At 68.8% G+C, this 19,212-nt stretch carries 13 protein-coding genes and 1 pseudogene; 5 read left to right on the top strand and 9 right to left on the bottom strand.

Going from position 1 to position 19,212, the window contains the following annotated elements:
• Nucleotides 1-48: 48 nt before the first annotated feature.
• Nucleotides 49-2,217 (top strand): annotated as a pseudogene (locus LK409_RS22815) (capsular biosynthesis protein).
• 138 nt (nt 2,218-2,355) lie between these two features.
• On the opposite strand, the gene LK409_RS12975 reads toward LK409_RS22815, so the two are convergent.
• Entirely contained in the window at nt 2,356-2,856 is a 501-nt protein-coding gene (locus tag LK409_RS12975; RefSeq protein ID WP_003811209.1) for a Dps family protein, read from the bottom strand.
• A 98-nt stretch (nt 2,857-2,954) separates the two neighbouring features.
• Entirely contained in the window at nt 2,955-4,469 is a 1,515-nt protein-coding gene (locus LK409_RS12980; protein WP_010928824.1) for a CoA-acylating methylmalonate-semialdehyde dehydrogenase, read from the bottom strand.
• Between the two features lie 98 nt (nt 4,470-4,567).
• On the opposite strand from LK409_RS12980, the gene LK409_RS12985 reads away from it, so the two are divergent.
• Complete coding sequence (locus LK409_RS12985) at nt 4,568-5,494, top strand: LysR family transcriptional regulator (RefSeq protein WP_041937244.1); 927 nt, start codon at nt 4,568-4,570, stop codon at nt 5,492-5,494.
• Between the two features lie 14 nt (nt 5,495-5,508).
• Here the strand turns inward: LK409_RS12985 and LK409_RS12990 are convergent, their stop codons facing one another.
• The 6 genes from LK409_RS12990 to LK409_RS13015 all read right to left on the bottom strand — a co-directional run bounded on the left by LK409_RS12990 (nt 5,509) and on the right by LK409_RS13015 (nt 14,198).
• Nucleotides 5,509-6,462 carry a LysR substrate-binding domain-containing protein gene (locus LK409_RS12990; protein WP_003811203.1) on the bottom strand — a complete coding sequence of 318 codons (954 nt, stop codon included), beginning with the start codon at nt 6,460-6,462 and terminating at the stop codon, nt 5,509-5,511.
• Nucleotides 6,463-6,513: 51 nt separating this feature from the next.
• Nucleotides 6,514-8,604 carry an ATP-dependent DNA helicase RecG gene (gene recG / locus LK409_RS12995; RefSeq protein WP_033469730.1) on the bottom strand — a complete coding sequence of 697 codons (2,091 nt, stop codon included), beginning with the start codon at nt 8,602-8,604 and terminating at the stop codon, nt 6,514-6,516.
• 15 nt (nt 8,605-8,619) lie between these two features.
• Entirely contained in the window at nt 8,620-9,006 is a 387-nt protein-coding gene (locus LK409_RS13000) for a Rid family detoxifying hydrolase (protein ID WP_010928827.1), read from the bottom strand.
• Nucleotides 9,007-9,182: 176 nt separating this feature from the next.
• The gene (locus LK409_RS13005; protein WP_010928828.1) at nt 9,183-11,996 is read right to left on the bottom strand and encodes a BB2941 family autotransporter; all 2,814 of its coding nucleotides are present in this window, start codon (nt 11,994-11,996) and stop codon (nt 9,183-9,185) included.
• 163 nt (nt 11,997-12,159) lie between these two features.
• Nucleotides 12,160-12,963 carry a 2,5-didehydrogluconate reductase DkgB gene (gene dkgB, locus LK409_RS13010; protein WP_003811193.1) on the bottom strand — a complete coding sequence of 268 codons (804 nt, stop codon included), beginning with the start codon at nt 12,961-12,963 and terminating at the stop codon, nt 12,160-12,162.
• Between the two features lie 71 nt (nt 12,964-13,034).
• Nucleotides 13,035-14,198, bottom strand: a complete 1,164-nt coding sequence (locus LK409_RS13015; protein ID WP_010928829.1) for an MFS transporter — start codon at nt 14,196-14,198, stop codon at nt 13,035-13,037.
• 101 nt (nt 14,199-14,299) lie between these two features.
• Here LK409_RS13015 and LK409_RS13020 point away from each other — a divergent pair, with 101 nt between their 5' ends.
• A complete protein-coding gene (locus tag LK409_RS13020; RefSeq protein WP_041937245.1) occupies nt 14,300-15,202 on the top strand; it encodes a LysR family transcriptional regulator in 903 nt (300 codons plus the stop codon).
• A gap of 64 nt (nt 15,203-15,266) precedes the next feature.
• Here LK409_RS13020 and LK409_RS13025 read toward each other — a convergent pair whose 3' ends face one another.
• Entirely contained in the window at nt 15,267-16,043 is a 777-nt protein-coding gene (locus LK409_RS13025) for a ferredoxin--NADP reductase (protein ID WP_010928831.1), read from the bottom strand.
• A 321-nt stretch (nt 16,044-16,364) separates the two neighbouring features.
• Here LK409_RS13025 and LK409_RS13030 point away from each other — a divergent pair, with 321 nt between their 5' ends.
• The gene (locus tag LK409_RS13030; protein WP_003811185.1) at nt 16,365-17,414 is read left to right on the top strand and encodes a Fe(3+) ABC transporter substrate-binding protein; all 1,050 of its coding nucleotides are present in this window, start codon (nt 16,365-16,367) and stop codon (nt 17,412-17,414) included.
• Nucleotides 17,415-17,537: 123 nt separating this feature from the next.
• Nucleotides 17,538-19,208 (top strand): ABC transporter permease, encoded by a 1,671-nt coding sequence (locus LK409_RS13035; protein ID WP_010928832.1) that lies wholly within the window; start codon nt 17,538-17,540, stop codon nt 19,206-19,208.
• The last annotated feature ends 4 nt before the right edge of the window (nt 19,209-19,212 follow it).

The following is a 19,212-nucleotide window of genomic DNA, read 5'->3' on the forward strand; positions in this document are numbered from 1 at the left end:
ACGGCGCGGGGCCTCTTTTTCCCTGCTGTTAAGAAGGAGTATTGACCCGTGATTATTTCAACAATAGGTTCGTGCCGCGTGGCCGGCCCCGTGACCAAGCTCCAGGCGCAGCGTAGTTTCGTACTGGATAACCGGCTGTTGTACGGATTCACCCACAACACCAAGGAAACCATCCAGGCCATCCGCTTCATGCGCGGCGAGCTGCGCTTGCCCGAAAGCCTGTGGCCCTTCATTTCTGACCAGCCGTTTCGCAACGGCAACAGCACCCCGCCCCCCCAGGGCGCCCATTACGTGGTCGAGATCAGCTCCGTGAAGGTGCTCGAGCTCGACGGCCTGTACCTGCAGCTGGTGCGCTTCAAGGAAGCGCTCAGCGTCTGCCCGAACCTGCGCAAGATCTTCTTCGACCACCCTGGCGCCGATCAGCGCGGCCAGCGCCTGCAGCTGCTGCAGGCCACGCCCTCGTTCGCCCGCCTGGCCACCCACATCCAGCATGCCCTGACGCACACCGTCGTGCGCAGCCAGGCCGCCGCCGAGATCGAGGAAGACCTGCACGCCATCGCCCAGCTGCTGGGGCCGAAGCTGGTGCTGGTGACGCATTGCAATGCCAAGAACGCCACCGGCGAACTGATCGCCGAACGCGCCAAGATGGTGGCCCGCGTGGCCCAGGCCGCCGCCCGCCTGGGCCTGGTCTCGGTCGACCCGGGCGCGCTGCTGGCCGGCTTCGGCCAGGAACGCGGCATGCCCGACGAAGGCCTGGACACCGCCCACTACACACCGGCCTTCGCCAAGCTGGTGGGCAAGGAAATCAGCGACAAGCTGCTCGGCCCCGCCATCACCGACGATGCCGCCGACAGCCTGCACAACCTGGACTTCCGCGCGTGCATGGAGCGCTCCAAGCAGTCGGCCCAGGCGCACGAATGGGACCTCGCGCTGCTCTTCGCCAACCGCGCCATCGAGCTCAAGCCCGGCAGCGGCTCGGCCTACGTGCTGCGCGCGCGCGCCGTCACGGCGCTGGACCAGACCGAGGACATGCTCGAAGCCTGGTCGTTGGCCCTGGCCACCGACAGCAACCGCACCCCGTACGTGCTGCGCCAGGCCGCCGAGGCCGCGTTCTAGATGCGCGACCATGAGCGCGCCCGCGAATGGGCCGAAGCCTCGCTGCAGAAAGAGGACGACGACAAGACCGCCCTGCTGCTGGGCCGCATCTATACCCGCCTGGGCATGAACACGCAGGCCGAACAGGTGTTCCGCCGCTGCGCCGCCAGCGATCCGGCCCGCAGCCTGCGCTTCGCCGCGCGCGCCCATACCCCGCTGGCCGACGCCGCCAGCATGGTCAATGCCCTGACCACCACGCCGGCGGCCGATCCCGGCAGCGTCGACGGCGTGCGCCAGACGGTGCTCAAGCGCGCCACGCGCGAAGTCCGGCACGCCGGACGCGCCGGCGCCCTGCTGCCCTCGCTGGGCGCCTTCTACGCCGTGCGCACCCTGCCCTCGGAACATGGCGCCGCGCACGACGCCGACCTGATCAACCAGGCCTACCGCCGCCTGCTGCGGGCCTACGAGGACACGCCCGAGTACCAGAACAGCGACGAAGCCATCGCGCTGCTTGCCGACCTGGCGGCGCTGCCGGAGGTCGATCCGCGCTACATCCAGCGCGCCGCCAAGATGCTGCACGCGCACCGCCGCAAGCAGGCCGCCGCCAAGTGCTGGGAGCACCTCGCCGGCGCCGAGCTGCCGGCCGGCCGCGATACCGTGGCCCTGGCCGCCAGCAAGCTGTCGCAACTCGAGGCGCACCGCACCGCCGCCTCCGTGTACCGCCGCCTGGCCAACAGCGGCGCCATGGACACGGCCACGGCCCAGGAGTACATCGACAAATGCCTGCGCGCCCTGGCCCGCAGCGTGCGGGCATGCATCACCGAGGAACGCCTGCGCGACGCCGAGCAGGCCTTGGCGTCGATCCGCGAAATCGACCCCGGCTACGCCGGCCTGACCTCGCTGCAACGCTCGCTGTCCGAAGCCCACAAGCGCGAATTCCGTTCGCAGCGGGCGCAGGAGGCCACCCCGGCAGACCTCATGGCCAGCGCCCAGCGCATCATCGAGGCCAGCCCGCTGGACCGCGACGCCAACATCGAGCTTGCAGTGCAGAACCTGCGCACCGGCAATTTGAGCGAAAGCCGCCGCATCCTGGAGCGCTTCCTGCAAAGCGCGCCCGCCTGAGTCCTGGCTCGGCGCGTTCGTCCCCCATGCGGGGGCAGGCGTGAAGTTTGCGGGTGCCAGTCCCCATGCGGGGACAGGCACCCGGCAAGAAAAAAACCGGCATCTCTCGATGCCGGCTTTTCTTCTGCGCGCCGCGCGTTACTGCAGCAGGCTGCGCAGCATCCAGGCGTTCTTCTCGTGCACGTCCAGCCGCTGCGTGAGCAGATCGGCAGTGGGCTGGTCGTTGGCCGCGTCGGCCTTGTCGAAGGCCGCCCGCGCCGTCTTGGCCACGGCTTCGTTGCCCTTGACCAGCATGCGCACCATCTCCAGCGCGTCGGGCACGGAATCGGGCTCGGCGATCGACGACAGCTTGGCGTACTCCCGATACGTGCCGGGCGCGTAATGGCCCAGCGCGCGGATACGCTCGGCGATGCTGTCCAGCGCGTTCCATTCTTCGGTGTACTGCGCCATGAACATGTTATGCAGCGTATTGAACAGCGGCCCGGTCACGTTCCAATGGAAGTTGTGCGTCATCAGGTACAGGGTGTACGAGTCGGCCAGCAGCTTGGACAGTTCGCCGGTGATGGCAGCGCGGTCCTTGTCGGAAATGCCGATATTGATACGCGGCGCGGCGCTGCTGTTCTTGGTCGGTTTTGCCATGTAGTGCTCCTTGTCCAGGGGATGGAAACATGTCAAGAATACCACCGAGGAACGCAACAAGGCAGCCCGGCGCGGCGCCCGGCCGCGCCGGCGCGCACTCAGCCCGAACGGGGCATGGCGAACGACATCCCGGCGGCCTTGGCGGCCCAGCGCTGCATCACGCTCTTCTGGCGCGTGTAGAAGCGCACGCCCTCTTCGCCGTACACGTGCAGATCGCCGAACAGCGACTGCTTCCAGCCGCCGAAGCCCTGCCAGGCCGCCGGCACCGGGATGGGCACGTTCACGCCCACCATGCCCACCTCTATGCCCTGCACGAAGGCGCGCGCGGCCGTGCCGCTATCGGTGTACAGGCTGACGCCGTTGGCGAAATCATGGCCGTTGATCAGGTCGATGGCCTGCTCCAGCGTCTCCACGTGCACGCACGCCAGCACCGGGCCGAAGATTTCCTCGCGATAGATGCGCATCGAGGGCTGGACCCGGTCGAACACCGTGGGACCCAGCCAATAGCCGTTGCCGCAGCCCTCGCCGCAGTCGGCCGCGGCGATCTCGCGGCCGTCGAGCAACAGGCTGGCGCCCTCATCGACACCCGAGGCGATATACGCGGCGATACGGTCGCGCGCCGCCGCGCTCACGATGGCGCCCATCTCGGCGTCTTCCTGCATGCCGCGCCGGACCTTCAGCGCGCGCGCCTTGCGCAGGATATGCGGCATGACCGCCTCGGCCGCGCCGCCCACGAATACCGCGACCGAGATCGCCATGCAGCGCTCGCCCGCGCTGCCGAACGCCGCGCCCACCAGCGCGTCGGCGGCGCCCTCCGGATCGGCGTCCGGCATCACCACCAGATGGTTCTTGGCCCCGCCCAGGGCTTGCACGCGCTTGCCCTCGCGGGCGCTGCGCTCATAGATCTGACGCGCCACCGCGGTCGATCCGACAAACGAGACCGCCTTGACATCGGGGTGGTCGATCAAGGCATTGACCGCCTGCACGCCGCCCTGCACCACGCTCGCCACGCCCGCCGGCAGGCCCGCCTGGCCCAGCATCTCGGCCAGCGCCAGCGACGGCGATGCGTCCAGCGGGCTGGGCTTGAGCACGAACGCGTTGCCGGTGGCCAGCGCCATCGGCATCATCCACAAAGGAACCATCACCGGGAAATTGAACGGCGTGATGCCGGCCACCACGCCGAGCGGTTCGCGCTGCACCCAGTTATCGATCCCCCCGCCCACGTTGATGGACATCGCCCCTTTCATGAGTTCGGGCGCGCCGCAGGCGAATTCGACCACTTCGATCCCGCGCATGACTTCGCCGCGCGCATCCGAGATCACCTTGCCGTGCTCGCGCAAAATCATGCGCGCCAGCGTCTCCTTGTTGTCTTCCAGCAAGGCCAGGAAGCGGTTGAGCACCCGCGCCCGATGCAGCGGGCTCTTGGCCGCCCAGGCCGGCTGCGCGGCACGGGCCGCCGCGACGGCTTGCGCCACCGTGTCGCCGCCGCCCAGCCCCACCTGCGCCGCCACCTCGCCGGTGGCCGGATCATGAATGTCCTGCAGGCCATGTTCGGCGCCATACGCGGCTTGTCCGCCGATCCAATGCGCCACCTGCGCGGTCTGATTCGCCATGCTTCGCTCCCACTGAGAAAGAAGCCTCAGTCTAGGCAAGACACGCCGCCGCAGTAATCCCTTATAGTTGGAAAGACTGTTTATCTGGTTAAACAATAATGAGCACCCCTGCTTTCGACCGGCTGGCCGACCTGAAAATGCTGGCGGTATTGGCCGACACGCGCAGCTTTACCGCGGCCGCCCAGCGCTTGGGCGTCTCCAAGTCCCTGATCAGCCTGCGCATGAAGGCCCTGGAGCAGGAGCTGGGGGTCAGCCTGCTGCTGCGCACGACCCGCTCGGTGCGTCCGACCGAAGCCGGAGCCCTGCTGGTCGAGCGGGCCCGCCCGGCGCTGGACACGCTCGAGGACAGCCTGGGCGAAGTGCGCAATCTCGCCCGCGCACCGCGCGGCCGCCTGCGCCTGACCGCCCCCGTGGCATTGGGCCGCCAGCACCTGGGCATCTGGCTGGCGCGCCTGGGCCAACATTTCCCGGACATCGCGCTGGAAGTCTATTTATCGGACCGCTTCGTCAACCTGCGCCAGGAAGGGTACGACTTCGCCTTGAGGCACGCCGACCAGGTCTCCGATGCCTACGTGAGCAAGCGCCTGTGCGCCACCCGTGCCCACCTGGTGGCCAGCCCCGCTTATCTGGCCCGCCATGGCCGTCCTGCGCACCCATCGGAACTGGCCCGCCATCGCTGCCTGCTGTACCGCGGCGACGAGCGCAGCCCGCAGTGGTCGTTCGCCCCCAGGCAGGGGCGCGGCGCGGCCGTGCACGTCAAACCGGTGGACTGCCTCAGCGTCAACAACAGCGAGCTGCTGCGCGAGAGCGCGGCCCACGGCCTGGGCATCGCCATGGTGCCGGACTTCAGCCTGGGCGATTGCGCGGACCTGGAGCCGGTCCTGCCGCAGTGGGACTGCTATGCGGGATTCGGGCGCTCGCTTTACCTGCTCAAGCCGTTCTCGGCCACGCCCACCAAGGCGCACCGCGTGGTCGAGCAAGCCCTGGCCGAGCATTTCCGGCCGGGCTTCGCCACGCCGGCCTGACCAGGCCGCTGCCCTCAATCCACCTGCGCGCTGGCGGCCTCTTCGTCGAGCATGCGCACGCCCGGCAGGCCACACGCATACACCGCCTGGGCCAGCGCCTCGATGGCCGCCAGGCGCGGAAAACTGCGCCGCCACGCCAGCACCACGCGGCGCTCGGGCGTCTCGCCATCGAACGGCAGGTAGCGCAACAGGCTCTTGGGCTGCGGCGGATTCGGCACCGCGGTGAACGGCAGCACCGTCACCCCGATCCCGGCCGCCACCATGTGGCGGATGGTCTCCAGCGAGGAGCCTTCGAAGGTGCGCTGGATGCCGTCGCTGGAAGCGGAAAAGCGCGACAGCTCCGGACACACTTCCAGCACCTGGTCGCGGAAACAGTGGCCGCTGCCCAGCAGCAGCATGGTCTGCTGCTTGAGATCCTGCGCGTCGATGGCCTTGCGCTGCGCCCATTCGTGGTCATGCGGCACGGCCACCACGAACGGTTCGTCGTACAGCGGCTGCATGACCAGGCCGGCTTCTGGCAGCGGCAAGGCCATGATGGCGCAATCGATCTCGCCCTGGCGCAGCAGCTCGACCAGCCGCACCGTGAAGTTCTCCTGCAGCAGCAAGGGCATCTGCGGTGTGCGCGCGATCTGCTCGGGCACCAGGCGCGGCAGCAGGTACGGGCCGATGGTGTGGATCACGCCCACCCGCAGCGGCCCGGCCAGCGGATCGTGGCCCTGGCGGGCGATCTCCTTGATGCTGGCGCTTTCCTCCAGCACTTTCTGCGCCTGCGCCACGATGCGCTGGCCGATGGGCGTCACGCCCACCTCGGTGCCGCCGCGCTCGAACAGGGTCACGCCCAGCTCGTCCTCCAGCTTGCGGATCGCCACCGACAGGGTCGGCTGGCTGACGAAACAGGCCTCGGCCGCACGGCCGAAATGCCGTTCGCGCGCCACCGCGACGATGTATTTGAGTTCGGTCAGTGTCATAGCGCCACTCGCTCCAGGTATGCCGCGCCGCCCCGTGTCGGCGCCGGCCCTTCAAGTACGTAGAAAATCCTCGCGCCCCCGCATCCAGCGCGCCAGGTGGGCGGCCACCGCCTCGGGATGCTTGGCGCGCAGCCACACCGCCGCCTCGCGCGCCTGCTCGGCGATGGCCACGTCGGCCTCCAGGTCGGCAAAGCGCAGCAAGGCCAACCCGGACTGGCGCGTGCCGAGGAATTCGCCCGGCCCGCGCTGCTCCAGATCGCGCCGCGCGATTTCGAATCCGTCGCTGGTCTCGAACATGGCGCGCAGCCGCTGGCGCGCCACCTGCGACAACGGCGCCTGGTACAGCAGCACGCAGATCGACTCGGCGGTGCCGCGCCCGACCCGGCCGCGCAGCTGGTGCAGCTGCGCCAGCCCGAAGCGCTCGGCATGCTCGATGACCATCAGCGACGCGTTCGGCACGTCGACTCCGACTTCGATGACCGTGGTGGCGACCAGCAGGTCGATCTCGCCCTCGCGAAACGCGCGCATGACCTCGGCCTTCTCGGCCTGCGGCAGGCGTCCGTGGACCAGCCCGATGCGCAGGTCGGGCAAGGCGGCGCGCATCGCCTCGTGGGTATCGACCGCCGTCTGCAGCTCCAGCGCCTCGCTCTCTTCCACCAGGGGACAGACCCAGTACGCCTGCCGTCCCTGGCGCGCCGCATGGGCGATATGGCCGATGACCTCTTCGCGCCGGGCATCGGCCACCAGCTTGGTGACCACCGGCGTGCGGCCGGGCGGCAATTCGTCGATCACCGAGACGTCCAGATCGGCGAAGAAGGTCATCGCCAGCGTGCGCGGGATGGGCGTGGCGCTCATGTTGAGCTGGTGCGGCACGATCACCCCGCGCCCGGTCTCCCCCTTGCGGCTCAGGGCCAGCCGCTGGCCCACGCCGAAGCGGTGCTGTTCGTCGACGATGGACAGGCCCAGCCGCTGGAACATGACGTGATCCTGGATCAGCGCCTGCGTGCCGACCACCAGCTGCACGCTGCCATCGGCCACGGCGGCGGCAGCCTCGCGGCGCGCCTTGGCGCTCAGGCTGCCGCTCAGCCAGGCCACGGCTACGCCCAGCGGCTCCAGCCAGCCCACCAGCTTGCGGAAATGCTGTTCGGCCAGGATTTCGGTGGGCGCCATCAACGCCACCTGGGCCTCGCAGGCAATGGCCTGCGCGGCGGCGATGGCCGCCACCACGGTCTTGCCGCTGCCCACGTCGCCCTGCAGCAGGCGGTGCATCGGATAAGGCTGCGCCAGATCGGCGGCGATCTCGGCCACCACGCGCTGCTGCGCCCCGGTCAGCGCAAACGGCAAGGCCTCGTACAGGCGCGCCACCAGCCCGTCCTCGTCCTGGCTGGCCGGCAAGGGCTCGGCGCGCTTGACCCGGCGCGCCGCGCGCGCGGCCGCCAGCGACAGTTGCTGCGCCAGCAGCTCGTCGAACTTGATGCGGCGCCAGGCGGGATGGATGCGCTCCATCAGCTCGTGCTCGGCCGCATCCGGCGGCGGCGCGTGCAGCAGGCGCACGGCGGGCGCGAATTCGGCCAGGCCATAGCGCCGGCGCGCCTCCTCGGGCAGGGTATCGGAGAGATCGGCCCGCGCCAGCGCCTGGCCGATGGCCTTGCGCAGCGTGGGCTGCGGCAGGCCGTCGGTGCTGGGATAGACCGGCGTCAGCGACGCCGGCAATGGCTGGTCGGCGCTGCTCATGCGCGGGTGCACCATCTCGCGGCCGAACAATCCGCCGCGCACTTCACCGCGCGCCCGCAGGCGCCGCCCCACCGTCAGCTGCTTCTGCTGGCTGGGATAGAAGTTCAGCCAGCGCAACTGCAACTCGCCCGAGTCGTCGGCCAGTACGGCAGTCAGTTGCCGGCGCGGCCGGTACAGCACCTCGGAGCGCAGGATCTCGCCTTCGACCTGCGCGGCGAACCCCGGCCGCAAGGACGATACCGGCGTCACGCGGGTCTCGTCCTCGTAGCGCAACGGCAGATGCAGCACGAAATCCTCGGGCACGACCAAGCCCAGATTATGGAGCTTGCGCTCGGTATCTGTGGGTCGGGCCGCGCCGCTGGCCTTGGCGGCCGGCTTGGGCGCGGCAGGCGCGTCGTTACTGCTGATGGGCGGCTCCCGGCGTTACAGCACCAGCACCGCTTCCACTTCGAACTGGGCGCCCTTGGGCAGGCTGGCCACGCCTACCGTCGAGCGGGCCGGGAACGGCTGCGGGATCAGCTCGGCCATGATGGCGTTGGCGGCGGCGAACTTGTTCAGGTCCGTCAGGAACAGCGTCAGCTTGACGATGTCGTCCAGCGTGCCGCCCGCTTCCTTGATGACCGCCTGCATGTTGGCGAACGCCTGGCGCACCTGGGCGTCGAAATTCTCGGACACCAGGTCGCCGGTGCCCGGCTCCAGGCCGATCTGGCCCGACAGGTAGACCGTCTTGGCGCCGGTGGCGGCGACCGTCTGGGAGTACGGGCCGACCGCGGCGGGCGCGGCGTCGGTATGAATGATCTGCTTGCTCATGGGGACAGTCCTCGTGATAGGGAACATCGACTATCGGAGTTTAATCAGCAATAGGCATTTGCGAAAGTGGCCCGCCCTCAACCATTTGGACGAGCCTCGCGTGCCATTGCGCCATGAGCGGATGGTACAGAGGCCGGGCAGCCGCCGGCAATGCGCGACCGCCATTGCGGACCGGTTTACCAAGCGTAGCGGTAACCCAGCTGCACGGTCCACGGCAGGCTGAGCCTGGGCCCGTGCGCGTACTCGTACGACGCGTACAGATTGTGGCCCTTGCCCAGCGCGGCCGCCACGCCCAGTCCCAGTTCGACGCGGCCCGCGCCCAGGTCGGTACGGTGCGCGATGCCGTTGGTGCGCACCGTGCTCACGCCCTTGAGTTCCTGCACCCAACTCAGCTGCGCGTAGGGCTGCACCACCGCGCCGCCGCGCAAGTCGAAGCGGCGGCCGGCTTGCGCGCCTACCCGCGCCTGCAGCGACGTGCCGCCGTCATCCTCGATACGCAGGCCATTGCTGGCCGTGTACGTACCGCCGCCGGCACGAAACCACGCCAGTTCGGCCTGCGGCTCGACGAACCAGTGCCGGTCCAGCGCCAGACGCCGGCCGGCCTCCAGCGTCACGCCCACGCCATTGGCGCGGTAGCTGCCGGACACGGTGCGCCCCGCCCAGCCAGGTACGTCGAACGAATTCTCGAAGCGGCTGGCGCGCAGCGTGGCATCGGCGTACACGCCATTGGCGCCGATATAGGTGGCATAGCCGCCCACGTGCACGCTGTCGGTGTGCCCCTTTCCCTGGCCGGAAAACCCGCGTGACGCGCGCGTGTAGCCCAGCAACCCGCCCGCATGCCAACGGCCGCCGGCCACGGGCCAGGCCCGGTCGGCGCCCAGCTCGATGCCGCTGACGCCTTGCTGGAAATGCCGGCCCGCGCGCGGACTGATGCGCTGGCGCTGGCTGAACGCCCGGCCCCAGGCGCCGCCGGCGTCCGGGTTCAGGCGCAATTCGCCCATGCGCTTGCCCAACGCGTTGGATTCGGCATACCACAACCCCTGCACCGCGCCCAGTCCGCCGGTATCCAGCGCCGCGGCGGCGGTGGACGAATACCCCGTCCTGACCAGGCCCCAGGCGCCGCCCGGCTGCTGCGCCAGCCCGTAGCGATAGGTGCCGAAGTCGGCCCTGCCGTCGCTGCCGTCGAGTTCGAAACTGGCCTTGCCGTCTGCGGGCGCGCGCACCAGCACGGCCTGTGCCTTCGACGGCTCGGCGCCGGCCGGCGCGCGCAACCACACGCGATGCCGCCCTTCGGCCTGGTCGGTCACCACCAGTTGATCGGCATGCTCCAGCGCGGCGTCCGCACGCATCTCGAACGAACCGGCGCCCGCCAGGGTGCGCACCGTCAGCGTTTGAAAACCCGGTCCGGCCGCATCGCCGAACACGACGGCCGCGCCAGGCTCCATGCTCAGTTCGCCCACGCTGGATGCCGCGCTCATGCGCCATTGGCCGCCCGCGCCCAGGGCCAGCCTGTCAAGCGACTGAGTCGCGCCATGCCACTGCGCGCCGTCGGCCACATCGAGCTCGAGCGGCGCCTGGTCCAGCCCGACGCGCAAGCCCGGCCGCACGGGCGTGCCGAACCCATCCTTCTCCGGCGCCGTCTCGGGCGCGCGCACGACATCGCCCTGCGCGACCGCCGCGCCGCGCAGGACGAGCCGCACCGGCACCGGCGTGGTCTGGCGCAACAGCTGCGCGCCGCCGACCTTGGCCCCCGACAAGGTGACGGTAACCGCAGGCATGCCGTCCTGCGGCGCGGCCTTCGCTGGCCGCAGAAAAACATTCGCCGCCGCCAGCACCGCATCGTAGGCGCCCGTGACGAATACCGGCGCCTGGCCCGCGTTTACCGTTCCACCCGCGACGCCGAGCGCTCCCGCGACCAGCTCGACGGCCGGCGAGCCGGCCGTACGAACATCCACCGTGTCCAGCCTTGCCTGCCCGCCACCGAGTGACAGTGCCGGCGCGTGCGCGCCGGCGACCGAAATCGAACCACCCACCACACGCAGCACAGGATCCCGGCGCGCAGGCGAATCGCCCGCGGAATCGCCGGCCAGGGTCGAAACCAGATCGATGGCGGGCGCCCCTTGCGCGCTCACTTCCACATCACGCAATTGCCCCTCGACGCCACCGTACAGATCAAGGGCGGATCCGTTGCTCGCCGCCAGCGACCCGCCACTCAGGTCGGCCCGCCCACCGCTACTCAGAAGCAGGCCCGAGCGGCCGCTGAACCGGGTGTTGCGCGCCGCCAGCTCGCCATCGCCATCCACCCTGGCCGCCCGCTCGCCCAGCACCTCACTGTCAGCCAGACTGGCCTTGGCGGCGTACTTGATCGACAAGCCCGTGGCATGCAGGCCACGCACGGTACTGCGCACAATATCCGCCCGGGCCCTGCTGACCAGCTGCATGCCCTGCTCCCCTTCGACCGTGCTGTCGGACAGGATCAGCGACGCATCCGGGCCGGCGACACGCAAGGCCAGTGGCCGACGGCTCCAGTCGCCGGCACTCGAACCGTACCGGTTGCGGATGGTCGTGCCGCGCGCGGTCAGCGCGCCGGCCCGCACCATCACCGTGCCGCGCGGCTGATAACTGCTATCCAGGCCGAGGTCGCCGCTGGAAGTGATCGCGGCCTCCTCCAGCGTCAGCGAAACGCCGGTCTTGTCCAGCAATACGCCCACCCCTCGCGCGCCGGTGGTTTCCACCGTCATCTTGCGCGCGCCCCAGGGCCCGGTATGCAAGGCCGCGGTCTTGTCCGGAACCTCGATGCCGATCTCGCCCTGGCCGGTCTTCTTGATCGTGGCGCCGGACCAATGCTCCGCACGGGCCAGCGGCGCCCCGATCATCGCGCCGCCCAGCGCCACGGCAAGCACCGGCCGCGCTGCGCTTGCGACCATTCGGACCGGTTGGCGGCGCCCGGAAACAGGCAAGGAAAACAACGGTGAAACAGACCTGAGCATGGCATCCTCTTGCGAACGCTGCATCCCTCATGCAGCAATCCGCGCAGTCTGCCGACCGTCCATATACAGGCCTATCAGCTCTTACCGTGGCATCTGGCGAAAAGCCCCAACGTCTCGCCTGTCTTGCCAGCAACCCTGGAACATTTCCCAGCACTCCGATCGTTCAGTCCCACGCCGGAGCCAGGCCCTCGGGATCGACTTCGCGACCGTTACGCTCCAGCGCGGCAATCCGCGCCATGTCGTCGGCGTCCAACGCCAGGCCGCGGGCCAGCAGATTGCTCGCCAGGTTCTCGCGCTTGGTCGAGGACGGAATCACCGCATAGCCCTGTTGCAGGGCCCAGGCCAGCGCCACCTGCGCCACGGTCGACCGATGCTTGTCCGCGATCCGCGCCAGCACCGGATCCTTCAGTACCTTGCCGTAGGCCAGGGTCATATAGGAAGTCACGGCAATACCCTGCTCCCTGAGGAAAGCCGTCAGCCTGGCGCTCTGCAGATAGGGGCTGAGTTCGATCTGGTTGGTGGCGATCTCGCCCTGTCCCACCGCCGCGATGGCCTGCCTGGTCAGCGCGATGTTGAAATTGGAAATACCGATCCGGCGCGTCAGGCCCAGCGCCTTGGCCTCGGCCAGCGCCTCCATGTATTCGGGCAAGGCCACGCCGTTGCCCGGCGCGGGCCAGTGGATCAGCGTCAGGTCCACGTAGTCGGTGCGCAGTTTTTCCAGGCTGGCGCGCAGGCTGGGCAGCAGCTTAGCCCGGGCGTAGTTGTCGGTCCAGATCTTGGTGGTCACGAACAGTTCGGAACGCGCCACGCCGCTTTCGGCGATAGCCTGGCCGACCTCGGTTTCATTGCCGTAGATCTGCGCCGTGTCGACGGCGCGATAGCCCAGGTCGATGGCGTTGCGGACCGAGTCGATCACGGTCTGGCCGGTCAGGCGGAAGGTACCCACGCCAAAGGAAGGGATGGTCATGCGAAGACTCCTTGAATGCAAGACGGATGAATATGAAGGTTGTCGACGGCCTGCCGGCGGCGCCGGCCCGCTCAGGCGCCCTGCGCCACCCGGCGGCGGCCGGCATTGCCCAGCCAAACCAGGCCCAGGCCGCCGGCGGCCAGCGCCGCGCCGACCAGGGGCACGGATGCATAGCCCAGGCCCTGGCCGATGGCCGCGCCGCCCAGCGCCGCGCCCAGCGCGTTGCCCAGGTTGAACGCGCCGACGTTGACCGACGAGGCCAGGCCCGGCGCCTGGGCCGCCGCCTGCATGACCCGCATCTGCACCGGCGGAACGATGCCGAAGGCCGCGGCCGCCCACACCACCAGCCCGATGGCCGCGCCCGCATGGGTGGTCAGCAGCAGCGGCAGCACGGCCATGATGACCGCGAGCAGCCCCAGGATCAGCTTGGTGGCGCCGTCGAGCGACCAGTCGGCCAGGCGGCCGCCCAGCGTATTGCCCAGCGTGAAGCCGATGCCGATCAACACCAGGGCGAAGGCCACGAAGTTGGGGCTGGCGTGGGTCAGGTCGGCCAGGACCGGCGCCACATAGGTGTAGAGCGCGAACATGGCGCCCGCGCCCAGCACCGTGGTGCCCATGGCCAGCAGGACCTCGGGGCGCGTGAGCACCCCCAGCTCGCGGCGCACGTCCGGACGCTTGCCGGGCTCGCCCTTGGGCAGCGCCAGCCACAGCGCGGCGATGGTGACCAGGCCCAGGGCCGCCGTCCCGCCGAAGGCAAGCCGCCAGCCCACCTGCTGCCCGATCCAGGTCGCCACCGGCACGCCGCCGATATTGGCCAGGGTCAGGCCCATGAACATGGCCGCGATGGCGCTGGCCTGCTTTTCGCGCGGCACCAGGCTGGCCGCCACCACGGCCCCGATGCCGAAGAAGGCGCCATGGTTGAGGCTGGTGATCAGGCGCGACAGCAGCAGGGTCGAGTAGCTCGGCGCGAACGCCGAGAGCAGGTTGCCGACGGTGAAGATCAGCATCAGCGGCATCAGGGCCGCGCGCTTGCCGAAACGGGCAAACAGCAGGGTCATGACCGGCGCTCCGAGCATCACGCCCACCGCGTAGGCCGAGATCAGCATGCCCGCGCTGGGAATGCTTACCTGCACACCGTCGGCGATGACGGGCAGCAGCCCCATCGGCGTGAACTCCGTGGTGCCGATGGCGAATGCGCCGGTGGCCAGGGCAAACAATGCGGCCGAGGATTTCATCGCCGCTTCTCCTTGAAAAAGTCCAATGGCGACAGTGTGCCGGGTTTATATTTGCGGATTAAGCTCTGTATGAACCAAATTCTTTTGATTTGAATTCAACAATGAAAACCACCCTGGACGAATTGCAGGCCTTCGTGGCCGTCGTGGACACGGGTTCGATCACCGCGGCCGCGGAACAGCTCGGGCTGACGGTCTCGGCCGCCAGCCGCACGCTGGGCCGGCTGGAGGAAAAGCTGCAGACCACCCTGGTGCGCCGCACGACCCGCCGGCTCGAGCTGACCGAGGAAGGGGCCGCTTTCCTGCAGCATGCGCGCGCCATCCTGGCCTCGGTCGACGAGGCCGAGGAACAGATGGCGGCCCGCCGCATGCGCCCGGCCGGACGGCTGCGGGTCGACGCGGCCACTCCGTTCATGCTGCATGTGCTGGTACCGCTGATAGCAGGCTTTCATGCCCGCTACCCCGAGGTGGAGCTGGAGCTCAATTCCAACGAAGGCATCGTCGATCTGATCGAAAAGCGCACCGACGTGGCGTTTCGCATCGGCGTGCTGAAAGACTCCACCCTGCACGCCCGCGCCGTCGGCACCAGCCGCCTGCGGGTGCTCGCCAGTCCCGCCTACCTCGAGCGTCGCGGCGCGCCCACCCGCACCGCGCAACTCGCGCAACATGCCCTGCTTGGCTTCACCCAGCCCGAGACGCTGAACGACTGGCCCTTGCGCGATGCGGACGGCACCGTCCTGCGCATCCGGCCGACCATCGCCTCGTCCAGCGGTGAAACGCTGCGCCACATGGCCCTGGCGGGCCTGGGCATCGTCTGCCTGTCGGACTTCATGACCGGCGAGGACCGCCGCGCCGGCGCACTGGTGCAACTGTTCGCCAGGCAGACTCTGGACGTGCGCCAGCCGGTCAACGCGGTCTACTACCGCAACACCGCGCTGGCCGCGCGCATCACCTGCTTCGTGGACCACGTGATCGAGACGCTGGGCGCCCGGCCGTTCGACGCATGAACGGCGCCGGCGCGCGGCCAAAGAAAAACCGCCCGAAGGCGGCTTTTCCTGGCGGCGCACGGCCTTATTTGTCCACGAACGCGCGCTCGAACACGTAGTCGCCCGGCTCGCCCACGCCCGGCGAAACCTCGAACCCGCGCTTGTCCAGCATGGCGCGGATATCGGCCAGCATGTGCGGGCTGCCGCAGATCATGGCGCGGTCGACCGCCGGGTCCAGCTGCGGCAGGCCGATGTCGGCGCACAGCTTGCCCGAGTCGACCAGCTGCGTGATGCGGCCCTGGTTGCGGAACGGTTCGCGCGTCACGGTGGGGTAATAGACCAGCTTGTCGCGCACGATGTCGCCGAAGAACTCGTTGCCGGGCAGTTCCTTCTCGATGAAATCGGCATAGGCCAGCTCGCTGGCCCAGCGCACCCCGTGCACCAGCACCACTTTCTCGAACCGCTCGTAGACCTCGGGATCCTTGATGATGCTCATGAACGGGGCCAGGCCCGTGCCGGTGCCGAACAGATACAGGTGCTTGCCCGGCTTGAGATCGTCGACCACCAGCGTGCCCACCGGCTTGCGGCTGACCAGGATGGTGTCGCCTTCCTTGAGGTGCTGCAGCCGCGAGGTCAGCGGCCCGTCCTGCACCTTGATGCTGAGGAACTCGAGGTTTTCCTCGTAATTGGCGCTGGCGATGCTGTAGGCGCGCATCAACGGCTTGCCTTCGATTTCCAGGCCGATCATGACGAAATGGCCATTGTGAAAGCGCAGCGCCGCATCGCGGGTGGTGGTGAAGGAGAAAAGGGTGTCGTTCCAGTGGCGCACGCTGAGCACGCGCTCGGTATTGAAAGCTGCCATGTCGTTGTAAATTACGGCGCCTTCCAGCGCACAAAGGAAGAAACGGGAAGAGGCCTCGCCGCGCGCAACGCATGGGCGAACCTAGGGTTAATCCTGATTTTAACGCAAGTAGCTGAGAACTGCTCTTATTAATCGTAATACCCATATGCCGTTTGATCGGGGTCAATCCCCACCCCGCCGCGCCCGCAAACTGACCTTTCAAGAAGTTGAACAGCGGTCCGCTTCCTGTTATTGTGCCCGTCTCAGTTGATAATCATTTTCGTTAGCGCACGCAACTGCAATCCGCATCGGCGTGCGTTCCTGTCCTGCCGGAGTCATTCCATGCCGTCGACCAAGCGTTCCTCCCTGATCCCGCTGCTGCGCGCCCTGGCGCTCGCGGGCGTTGCCACGTTCTCCGCCCAGGCGCTGGCCGCCGATGAGGTCAGCCTCTACACCACGCGCGAACCCAAGCTGATCCAGCCTCTGCTCGACGCCTTCGCCAAGGACAGCGGCATCAAGGTCAATACCGTCTTCGTCAAGGACGGCCTGCTCGAACGCGTCAGGGCCGAGGGCGACAAGTCGCCGGCCGACGTGCTGATGACGGTCGACATCGGCAACCTGATCGACCTGGTCAATGGCGGCGTCACCCAGAAAATCCAGTCGCAGACGCTCGACAGCGTGGTGCCCGCCAACCTGCGCGGCGCCGAAGGCAGCTGGTACGCCCTGTCGCTGCGCGACCGGGTGCTCTACGTCGAGAAAGACCTCAAGCTGGACAGCTTCCGCTACGAAGACCTGGCCGACCCCAAATGGAAGGGCAAGGTGTGCATCCGCTCGGGCCAGCACCCCTACAACACCGCGCTGGTGGCGGCCATGATCGCCCATGACGGCGCCGAGGCCACCGAGAAATGGCTGCGCGGCGTGAAGGCCAACCTGGCCCGCAAGGCGGCCGGCGGCGACCGCGACGTGGCGCGCGACATCCTCGGCGGCATCTGCGACATCGGCCTGGCCAACGCCTACTACGTGGGCCACATGAAGAACGCCGAGCCGGGCACCGACGCCCGCAAGTGGGGCGACGCCATCAAGGTAGTGCGCCCGACCTTCGCCACCGCCAAGGATGGCGGCACCCACGTCAACATCAGCGGCGCCGCGGTCGCGGCGCACGCGCCCAACAAGGCCAACGCCGTCAAGCTGCTGGAGTACCTGGTCTCCGAGCCTGCCCAGACGCTGTACGCCCAGGCCAACTACGAGTACCCGGTGCGCGCCGGCGTCAAGCTGGACGCGGTGGTGGCCAGCTTCGGCCCGCTGAAGGTCGATACCCTGCCCGTGGCCGAGATCGCCAAGTACCGCAAGCAGGCCAGCGAACTGGTCGACAAGGTGGGCTTCGACAACTGAGCCGCGCTACACTCACGCCCGCCACGCCATTGCGGCGGCGCGGGCGTTGCCTGGCGCACGGCATGAACTGCCTTGTTTGTCGGCAAAGCGGCCATCCGGCCGCTTTGCATTTTTCCCCGTAGCATGCACACCACTTTCTTGCCGCGCAGCGCGCGGACCCGCTTCAGCGAACGCGGCGCCGGCTGGCTGGCCGGCGCGTCCCTCATCGCGCTGGCGGTGCTGGCGCCGGTGGCGACGCTGGCATGGTGGGCCCTGCACGCCGACCTGTCGCACTGGACCCACCTGACCCGCTACGTGCTCCCGCAGGCCATGGCCAACACCATGATCCTGCTGGCCGGCGTAGGCGTGCTGGTCACGATGCTGGGCACCGGCGCGGCCTGGCTGGTCACCGCCTACGAGTTCCCGACCCGCCGCACCCTGACCTGGGCCCTGCTGCTGCCGCTGGCCGTGCCCACCTACATCATCGCCTTCGCCTATCTCGACCTGCTGCATCCGATCGGGCCGGTGCAGGGCGCCATCCGCGCCGTGCTGGGATACGACAGCCCGCGCCAGTTCCGCCTGCCCGACCTGCGCTCGATCTACGGCGCCATCTTCGTGCTGGGCTTCGTGCTGTACCCCTACGTGTACCTGAGCACGCGCGTGATGTTCATGACCCAGGCCGCCAGCCTGCTGGAAGCCGCCCGCACACTGGGAGCCGGCCGCGTCGGCGTGTTCCTGCGCGTGGCCCTGCCCATGGCGCGGCCGGCCATCGCGGTCGGCGTCAGCCTGGCGTTGCTCGAGACGCTCAACGACATCGGCGCCTCCGAATTCCTGGGCGTGCAGACACTGACCGTATCCGTCTACACCACCTGGATCACCCGCTCCGACCTGGCCAGCGCGGCGCAGATCGCGCTGACCATGCTGGTGTTCGTCATCGCCCTCATCCTGCTCGAACGCCACGGCCGCAAGCGGCAGCGCTACGCCAACACGCAGCGCATGCGCGCCATGCAGCCGCGCCGGCTCCATGGTCCGGCCGCCGCGCTGGCCGCCGTGCTGGGCTGGATTCCCGTGGTGCTGGGCTTCGTGGCGCCTGCCCTGTACCTGATCGTCGAAACCTACAAGCGCCTGCATCCGGTGGGCGGCGTCTCGGACCAGCTCTGGGCCGGGCTGCGCAATACGCTGATGGTGGCCACCCTGGCCACCGTCGTCACGCTGCTGTGCGGCCTGGTCGTGGCCTGGGCCGGCCGCAGCCTGCGCGAGAGCGCCTCGTTCAACCCCGGCCGCACCTGCGGGCGCATCGCCAGCCTGGGCTATGCCGTGCCCGGCACGGTGCTGGCCATCGGCCTGCTGGCGCCCTTCGCCTGGCTCGACCACACCATGTCCACGCTGTTCGGCTGGAACGGCCTGCTGCTGATGGGCACCACGGGCGCGCTGGTATGCGCCTACACCATCCGGTTCCTGGCGATCTCTACCGGCGGCATCGAAGCCGGCCTGGCGCGCATTCCCGCCTCGCTGGAACAGGCTTCGCGGCTGCTGGGCGAGACCTCCGCCGGCACGCTGCGCCGCGTCCACCTGCCGTTGCAGCGCCCCGCCCTGGCGGCCAGCGCGCTGCTGGTGTTCGTGGACACCATGAAGGAACTGCCCGCCACGCTGCTGCTGCGCCCGCTCAATTTCGAGACGCTGGCCACCTGGCTGTACGCGGAGGCGGCGCGCGGCACCTACGAAGAAGGAGCGGTCGCCGCGCTGGCCATCGTCGCGGCCGGCCTGATCCCGGTCATCCTGCTGGCGCGCACCAATCTGAAGATGGGACACTGATACC

Source organism: Bordetella parapertussis, assembly GCF_020735925.1.
GTDB classification, from domain to species: Bacteria; Pseudomonadota; Gammaproteobacteria; order Burkholderiales; family Burkholderiaceae_B; genus Bordetella; species Bordetella pertussis.